Origin of the sequence: Streptomyces sp. NPDC056987 (assembly GCF_042673865.1) — a bacterium.
GTDB lineage: Bacteria > Actinomycetota > Actinomycetes > Streptomycetales > Streptomycetaceae > Streptomyces.
The window spans coordinates 527,528-534,383 of record NZ_JBHURV010000001.1; the positions used below are offsets into that span (position 1 = coordinate 527,528).

The following is a 6,856-nucleotide window of genomic DNA, read 5'->3' on the forward strand; positions in this document are numbered from 1 at the left end:
GCCCACCCCCCCCCACCCCCCCCTCCCCCCTACCCCGCGGCGCCCCCCGCGCCGCGGGTCTTCCCCCCGGGGGGCCGACCGCCCCCCCCCCGCCCCCCCCCCCACCGCTGACCACCGGATATACGGGTGAGAGGCACCGTGAACCCCTGGTATCGTTGTTCTTGTCGCCGCGGGGAGATCGCCAAGATCGCCGCGGTTCGACCACTCGTCCGGGTGGCGGAATGGCAGACGCGCTAGCTTGAGGTGCTAGTGCCCTTTATCGGGCGTGGGGGTTCAAGTCCCCCCTCGGACACCAGCAGAGACCCCACTTCACGTGGGGTTTTTCTGTTTCTCGGGCTGTGGCGTGACCAACAGCCGAGCGAATCTCCTGGTCAGACCAGGGATGACAGGCCGAGTCGGCCCGCTCCGGAGGCGGCGCGGCGCCGCGCTCCGTCCTTACGTGAGTGGCCGTACCGGGCCATGGTGTAGCCCGGCGAGTGGTGCCGGATGTTGGCGGAAACCTCTACCGGGTTCTCCCTGGCCTCCAGGTCGTTCGTGACCTTGCTGTGCCGCCAGTCGGGGAGTCTCCCGCGCCACCTTGTACCGGCACATCGGTGAGAGCGCCTGAGGCAGGCGCACAGCAGCCTGGCATGCCCTCGGCGTACGCGTCGGGGGCATCGTCATGCGTGGGCAGGCAGGGTCAGAGAACTTCCGCACGAACGAGCATCGTGCCCAAGGTCCGGCCTTCCGGCGGGTCGATGACGGATGCGGACGCATCAGTGAATCCGTGGTCTGTGAGGAGCCGTTCCCATGCGCTTGGGCTGTGGTCGCACCGCATGCCTGCCCTGCCTGGTCGCGGACTCTGGCTTCCGGCAGGGAGGTGTGAGAACGCCAGAATGCCGCCTGCTGCCATGCGGGCCCGGATCAGCGGGAGCAGAGTCTCCGGATCGACGAACCAGACGGCGCCGAAGATCGAGAGCACGACATCGAATGTCTGGTCTGTCCCGCACAGAAACGCCGTCGCTTCCGCCGTGCGGAACTCAAGTCCCGGCAGATCACCCCATCGCTCCCGTGCCACAGCCTCGCGGGCGGGGGCAACGTCCACCCCGAGACCGGACGCGCCGAGAGTCACCAGATGTGCCAGGTTGCTTCCGCTCCCCGAGCCGAGTTCCAACACTCGGCGCCCGGCGACGGGACCTAGAAGACCCTCGTTGGGCCCGTGATCTGGGTACTGAGTCCAGTTCAGCCAGGTCGTATCTCCGTTGGCGTTCGCGGCCCTACGGGGCGTACTCCCGACCGCGTACCTGTCCCAGGACTCAGCCAGTGACATGCAAGGTTCCTCTCCGGGAGTGGGGCCCACCCTCAATTTACGGGGATGAGCCCCAACTCATGCGCCGTTCGGCCTTACTTGGGCGAGTCGTGGCACCCCGCGTGGCACTGGTTGCAGTCGGCTGCACTCTCCATGCCCCACAGGTCGGGGTCGATCTCGAACCCGGCCGCCCTGATGGCGTTGATCGTCCGCTCCAGAACGAGCGGGCCACCGGTCTCGGCGTCGCGCCCGTCCTTCTTCACCTCGTCATCGGCGGAGGACAGGGCTCCCGCCGCCGCCCCCGGAAGCTCCGGGACGTGGTGGATGTACCGGCCGAAGTGCCGGTCCGTGAAGTGGTGGTACGGGATCGAGTCCAGCATGAACGAGTGCCACGCCTCGTCCACCTGCTTGGACGGACCCATGAGCAGGTCCGGGTTCTTGCCGCACGTGACCAGGTAGGCGATGGCCTGCCCGAACTTGGCCTCCGCCAGTTCGCGGGTGTTCTCCGGGTTCCGGAGGAGAAGGGTCACCTCCCGCTCCCACACGTCCGGCGTGACGTAAGCCTTCGGGTCGCGGATCACTACTGCCGTACTCATGCTGCATGGCCTCCACGCGATCGGGTGTCAGGCGTGCTCCGGTCCTGCCGTCCGCCTCGGCACTGGGGGCACGAGCACGTGGGCATCGAGCCAGTAGCGAGGGGTTCCCCGCCCTCACCCTCGTACAGGGTCTGCGGCTCCGTCTGCGTACCGTCTGCTCTCACCTTGTAGGTGCTGATGCGGATGGACATGACGACCATGTTCCGGGTTAGCCATCACCATCGCGGCGACGCTCAAGGTGTCCCTCGGGCGTCATGTCGGCGTCACGCCGAGGGCGTCAAACCGGTGTCATTGAAGGCGCGGCGTGGCTAGCCTCAGATCATGACGACTACGGCCGAGCGTGAGCGGACCCCTAACGACGTGCTGACCTCAGTACGCAAGTCGATGAACCTCAGCCAGGACGAGTTTGCCCAGGGCCTCCGGGGCGCGGGCGAGGAACTGGGGGAGCCCAACGACGCCTCCAAACGACTCGTGCAACGCTGGGAGTCCGGGGAGACCAGGACATGCCGTCCGCTGTACGCGCGGGCGCTGAAGCGGTTCACGGGCCGCGCCCCCGAATCGCTGGGGTTCGCCATCCCCATGACCCGCGTCCACTCAGACGGCGCAGGAGGCCACGACATGGAAGCTGGTGAAGTCGGCACCACCGATGCCGTCGCAAGCCTGGAGCCGGAGACGCAGGGCGAGTACGCGGGCGTCTGGCTGTCCCGGTACGAGTTCTACTCATCGAGCCGTGACGAGACGTTCGACTGCAAGCACCACGTAGTGATCGTCCAGCACGGCAACCGGCTGACAGCTCAGAGCCTGCCCCGCGCGTCGACCAACCCGGACAGCCCCCTGTCTCTGGATCTCACCGTGGACCGGAACGTCATCACGGGCACGTGGACCGAACAGACTGCGGCCGATGGCTACTACCAGGGTGCCCGGTATCACGGTGCCATTCAGATGCTGATCGAACCGACAGGCCGACGCATGGCGGGCAAGTGGGTGGGGTTCGGGAAAGACTTCGACGTGAACACAGGGCCGTGGGAGCTGCGCCTACTCGACCGGTCCACGGGCCGAGCGAGCATCGAGCGGTACTCGACTCTTCCGTCATGAGCAGGACGGTTGGTCACATGACCAACGCATGACCAACAGCGGCCCGAAAGGGCCTGAAACAGCAGGAAAGAACAGGAGAAACGCCCGCCGACATCAAGCCTGTCGACGGGCGTTTTAGCAGGTCAGAACGGTTGATGGCTGGTGCCCGAGTGGAGAGTTCAAGTCCCCCCTCGGACACTCTGGGTATGCACAGAAATGCCCTGGTCAGGTTTGCTGAACTCCCATCCCGGACTCGTCCGGGGTAGGAGTTCTCCGGTTTCGGGGATCTTGTCGGGTGGCCCGGCATCCGGTGTCGTTCGGTCAGTCCAGGGGCCGGGGGGTAGGGGCGGCGGGCGGCTTGCCGGTAACGGTGAAGTTGTCGGCGTGCTGGAAGGTGAAGCGCTCCCAGCCTCCGGTGACGGCGGTGGAGCGGGCGCGCAGCAGGTCGGCGTCGGAGCCGGTGTAGTTGTGCTCCACGGCGACGAACTTGTCGTTGACCTTGGCCTTCAGGGCGTAGTTCTGGCCGCCTTGCGGTACGAGGGTGTACTGCTCCCAGCCGGCGGGAGCGGCCGTACCGCGGGCGCGGAGCATGCCCTGGTGGTCTCCGGTCATGGTGTTCTCGGTGGTGACCCACAGGTTGTTCGCCTCGGCGCGCAGCGAGACCGTCTGGCCGCCGTCGCGCGTGTGCAGGGTGTACTGCTCCCAGCCGGCCGGGGTGGTGGCCCGGGCACGGAGCTTGCCCTGCTGGTTGCCTGTCTCATTGATCTCAGGGGTGACGTACTTGCCGTTGACGTGCGCTGTGAGGGTCCAGCGGGCGACGTGGGTGCCGATCCAGTCGGTGACGTCGTCCAGTCGCGTACTGACGGCGCCGGTGTCGGTGACCGACTCGTCGGTGCCGAGGCAGCCGGCCTGCCAGGAGCGGCTGCTGAGGGCGACCAGTTCGACGCCGTTCGCGGTGGCGCGCAGCGCGGGGCCGCCGGCGTCGCCCTGGCAGACGGCGGCGCCGTCGTTGCCGGTGGTGGCGAGCAGGCCGGCGTCGACGGCATTCACGGTGAACGTGCCGGTGTGCAACGTGTCGGGCACCCAGGAGTCGACGGTACGGCCGTATCCGGCCACGGTGAGCCGCTCGCCGGCGGCGGCCGGGGTAGCTGCCAGGGGGGCGGGGGTGATGCCGACCGAGGCGGAGAGCCGGGCGAGTACCAGGTCGCGGTCGTGGTGCGGGACGAGCTCGACGACGTCGCGAACCGCGCCGGCGGTGCCGGACAGATCGGTGCGGCCGATCGTGGCCTTGGTGGCCAGTGCGGGCGGGCCGGCCGGGATGTCGAGGCTGACGTTCGGGTCCGGGGCGAAGCAACTGGCGGCGGTGAGCACCCAGCGGGACTCGACGAGTACGCCGGAGCAGGCGCGGTGGGAGTCGCCGATGTCCAGCTTGGCGGTGAAGGCATAGGTGCCGTCCGCGGCCGGCACGCCCGTGACGGCGTTGGCCGGAGCGGCGACGGCCGACGCGACGGCGAGCAGGCCGGCGGCTATGGCGGCCAGAGTGGAGCGGTTCGGTCTGAGCACGGGAAACCCCTTGCTGTTCGGAACGTGACGGGCTGAGGGCAGTGTGCGGGTCAGCCGGCGACGCGCGACCCCACGTGAACCGTCGTGTCGCCGGCGTCGCGGTCGGTCACCGCGGCCGCGCGCACGGGTCCGGTGGGTGCATGACTGCTTTCCCTGGTGACGGTGCGGGCAACGGGGGCTGTGCCGACGCTATTTGGTGGTCCTGATCTCCATGAGCGTGTACTCGCGGCCGTTCTCCACGGTTTCACCCACCCCCGTCCAGGTGTTCTTCTCGATGTCGTAGGTCTTCGTCTCGGTGCCCCTGGTCATGTCGACCTCGGTGGCGTAGTCGTTGCCCATGACCAGATAGGCGTTCGGAAGCTCCATGGTCAGCCAACCCGAGTCCCCGGTGGTCCGGAAGCAGAACTCCTCGTACCCGCGGGCCATGACATGGAGCAGGTCAGTGCCTGACCGGCAGTCGGCCAGCGTGATGTGCCCGTCCCCCCGCTTGAGGAGAAGGCCTTTCTCCTCGTGGATCTCGCCCGCCTGTGGGTAGGCGAAGTCCTCGACCGCGTAGGCGGGAGCCTGGTCGGCGACCCTCGCTACGGCGGTCCCGGGGCGGGGCTCGCCGGAACTGGCGGCCACGGCGGCCCATGCCAGGAGGCAGGCGGCAAGGGAACCCGTCACCCGGGCCGTGAGTCTCCGCCTGCGGGATTTCGCCGGACGTGTCATGGGCGTCCTCATCGCATTCCTCATTTCGTTTCTCGGAATCAGTGACCGAAACGCTGGTCGGCACCGGCGTGAAAGCGTCAGAAAGCGTGATCGGTTTTCGGCGGGAGACACCGGGAGAAATCCGGATAGGGGACCCCGGTCGGGCAGGGGTGTAGCAGAAGGCGCCTGGTCTTCCTGGCTGTACGGAGTGAAAGGAAACTGTTCCGCTCCCACGATTTCGGCGTGCACCGCAGGCCCTGCCTCCCCCTCCCGTGCCCAGAGTAGACAGCGAGCGCGGCATCTTCGAGTGATGTGTGTCACATCCCGGAGTGGTTGTATCTCCTCTCATAAAGATGTGGCAACGAAACGAGGCATTCCGCTTTTCGGGAATGTCGAAAAACATTCCCCAGGGGAGTGGTGTTGGTGGGATTGTCTTCCGTAAGGTTTTTCCGGATTGAACTCGGGCGGAGCGCCGGTATGGCTTCCTGTCGCCACCCTGGCCGTGCTTACGTCGTGCTTACGCCGTGTTGTGACCGAGCGAGCGCAGCTGATGTCCATTGACCGCTGATCTTCTTTTTCGGGGACAAGGAGACCACACCCATGCAGCCGACTTTCTGGAGCCGCAGAAGACTTCTCGGGGCGATCGCGGCCGTCAGCGCCGCAGCGGCGACACCCTTCGCGGCGGGGCCCGTGGCCCGCGCAGCAACCGGGCGCGGCGTGGTGACCGGTTCGTCCGCGCTGCCGGACACCGAGCGGGCCGAGGTGGTCAAGGCATGGTTGGAGGGGGGACGGTCGACCAAGGCGGCGGCGGCCGGGGCGCTGTCCGGCACCGACGCGGACATCGGGGCGTTTCTCGCGCAGACCCTGCCGAAGGCGCTGGCGGAGGACAACCGTGTCGCGGTGGCCAGCTGCCTCGCCCGCTCGGGCAAGGGACTGCGGCGCGGGGCCGTCGAGGCACTCGACGGCGGCGACAGCGCCGTCGCCGCCTTCCTCGCGGAGGGTTTCGCCCCCGCCCTGCTGGACGACCTGCGGGTGGCGACCGCGACCGTCCTGGCCACCGGCGACAAGGCCGTCAAACGTGAGGCGGGCGCCGCACTCAGCGCGGGCACCGCGAAAGCACTGGAGGGCTTCCTGGCCGAGGGCCAGTTCACCGCGCGCCTGGAGGACGCCCGGGTCCAGATCGGCACCATGCTCACCACGGCCGGACCCGAGGTGCGCAAGTACGCGAACCGTGCGCTGAGCGGCGCCGCCGAGGAGGCCCAGTGGTTCCTCGACACCGGCCAGCACATCGCGCGCGCCCGGGACCAGGAGACGGCGACGATCGAGGAACTCGTCGCGGTCGTCGAGCGCGAAGGCAGACGGGCCCAGGCCGAGACGGACTTGGCCGTCGAGACCTCCGAGCGTGCCCAGACCGCCGCGGCCAAGGCCAAGGAAGCCGCGGAGACGGCTGCGACGGAAGCCGAAGCCGCCCAGCAGGACGTGGGGAAGTCCGGTGCGGCGGCCCGCAAAGCGGCGTCCGCCGCCAAGGGCGCGGCGGACGCCGCCCGGAACGCCATCAACGCCTCCAACTCCGCCGTGAACGCGGCCCGTCGCGCCTCCTGGGCGGCCACCGCCGCCTCCCAGGCCGCCGCCACCGCGGGCGGGG

General features: G+C 68.4%; 6 protein-coding genes and 1 tRNA gene. 3 read left to right on the forward strand and 4 right to left on the reverse strand.

From position 1 onward, the window contains the following. Positions 1–207 precede the first annotated feature (207 nt). A tRNA-Leu gene (locus ACFTZC_RS02270) sits at positions 208–295 on the forward strand. Positions 296–679: 384 nt separating this feature from the next. Here ACFTZC_RS02270 and ACFTZC_RS02275 read toward each other — a convergent pair. Further along, positions 680–1,309, reverse strand: a complete 630-nt coding sequence (locus ACFTZC_RS02275) for a class I SAM-dependent methyltransferase (RefSeq protein WP_382885958.1) — start codon at positions 1,307–1,309, stop codon at positions 680–682. Between the two features lie 74 nt (positions 1,310–1,383). After that, positions 1,384–1,884 (reverse strand): glycine-rich domain-containing protein, encoded by a 501-nt coding sequence (locus ACFTZC_RS02280; RefSeq protein WP_382885960.1) that lies wholly within the window; start codon positions 1,882–1,884, stop codon positions 1,384–1,386. Positions 1,885–2,205: 321 nt separating this feature from the next. On the opposite strand from ACFTZC_RS02280, the gene ACFTZC_RS02285 reads away from it, so the two are divergent. Further along, positions 2,206–2,979, forward strand: a complete 774-nt coding sequence (locus tag ACFTZC_RS02285) for a helix-turn-helix domain-containing protein (protein ID WP_382885962.1) — start codon at positions 2,206–2,208, stop codon at positions 2,977–2,979. 300 nt (positions 2,980–3,279) lie between these two features. Here ACFTZC_RS02285 and ACFTZC_RS02290 read toward each other — a convergent pair whose 3' ends face one another. Both ACFTZC_RS02290 and ACFTZC_RS02295 read right to left on the reverse strand, forming a co-directional pair. Beyond that, positions 3,280–4,521: a trypsin-like serine protease gene (locus tag ACFTZC_RS02290; protein ID WP_382885964.1), complete on the reverse strand. Its 1,242-nt coding sequence runs from the start codon at positions 4,519–4,521 to the stop codon at positions 3,280–3,282. 189 nt (positions 4,522–4,710) lie between these two features. Further along, positions 4,711–5,187 (reverse strand): hypothetical protein, encoded by a 477-nt coding sequence (locus ACFTZC_RS02295; protein ID WP_382885965.1) that lies wholly within the window; start codon positions 5,185–5,187, stop codon positions 4,711–4,713. Positions 5,188–5,811: 624 nt separating this feature from the next. On the opposite strand from ACFTZC_RS02295, the gene ACFTZC_RS02300 reads away from it, so the two are divergent. After that, positions 5,812–6,856 (forward strand): ALF repeat-containing protein (locus ACFTZC_RS02300; RefSeq protein WP_382885966.1); only part of this gene is annotated, 1,045 nt, incomplete at its 3' end.

Coding starts and splice junctions, on each gene's coding strand:
- ACFTZC_RS02275 (WP_382885958.1), bottom strand. CDS start 1,309: ATGTCACTGGCTGAGTCCTGGGACAGGTACGCGGTCGGGAGTACGCCC.
- ACFTZC_RS02285 (WP_382885962.1), top strand. CDS start 2,206: ATGACGACTACGGCCGAGCGTGAGCGGACCCCTAACGACGTGCTGACC.
- ACFTZC_RS02280 (WP_382885960.1), bottom strand. CDS start 1,884: ATGAGTACGGCAGTAGTGATCCGCGACCCGAAGGCTTACGTCACGCCG.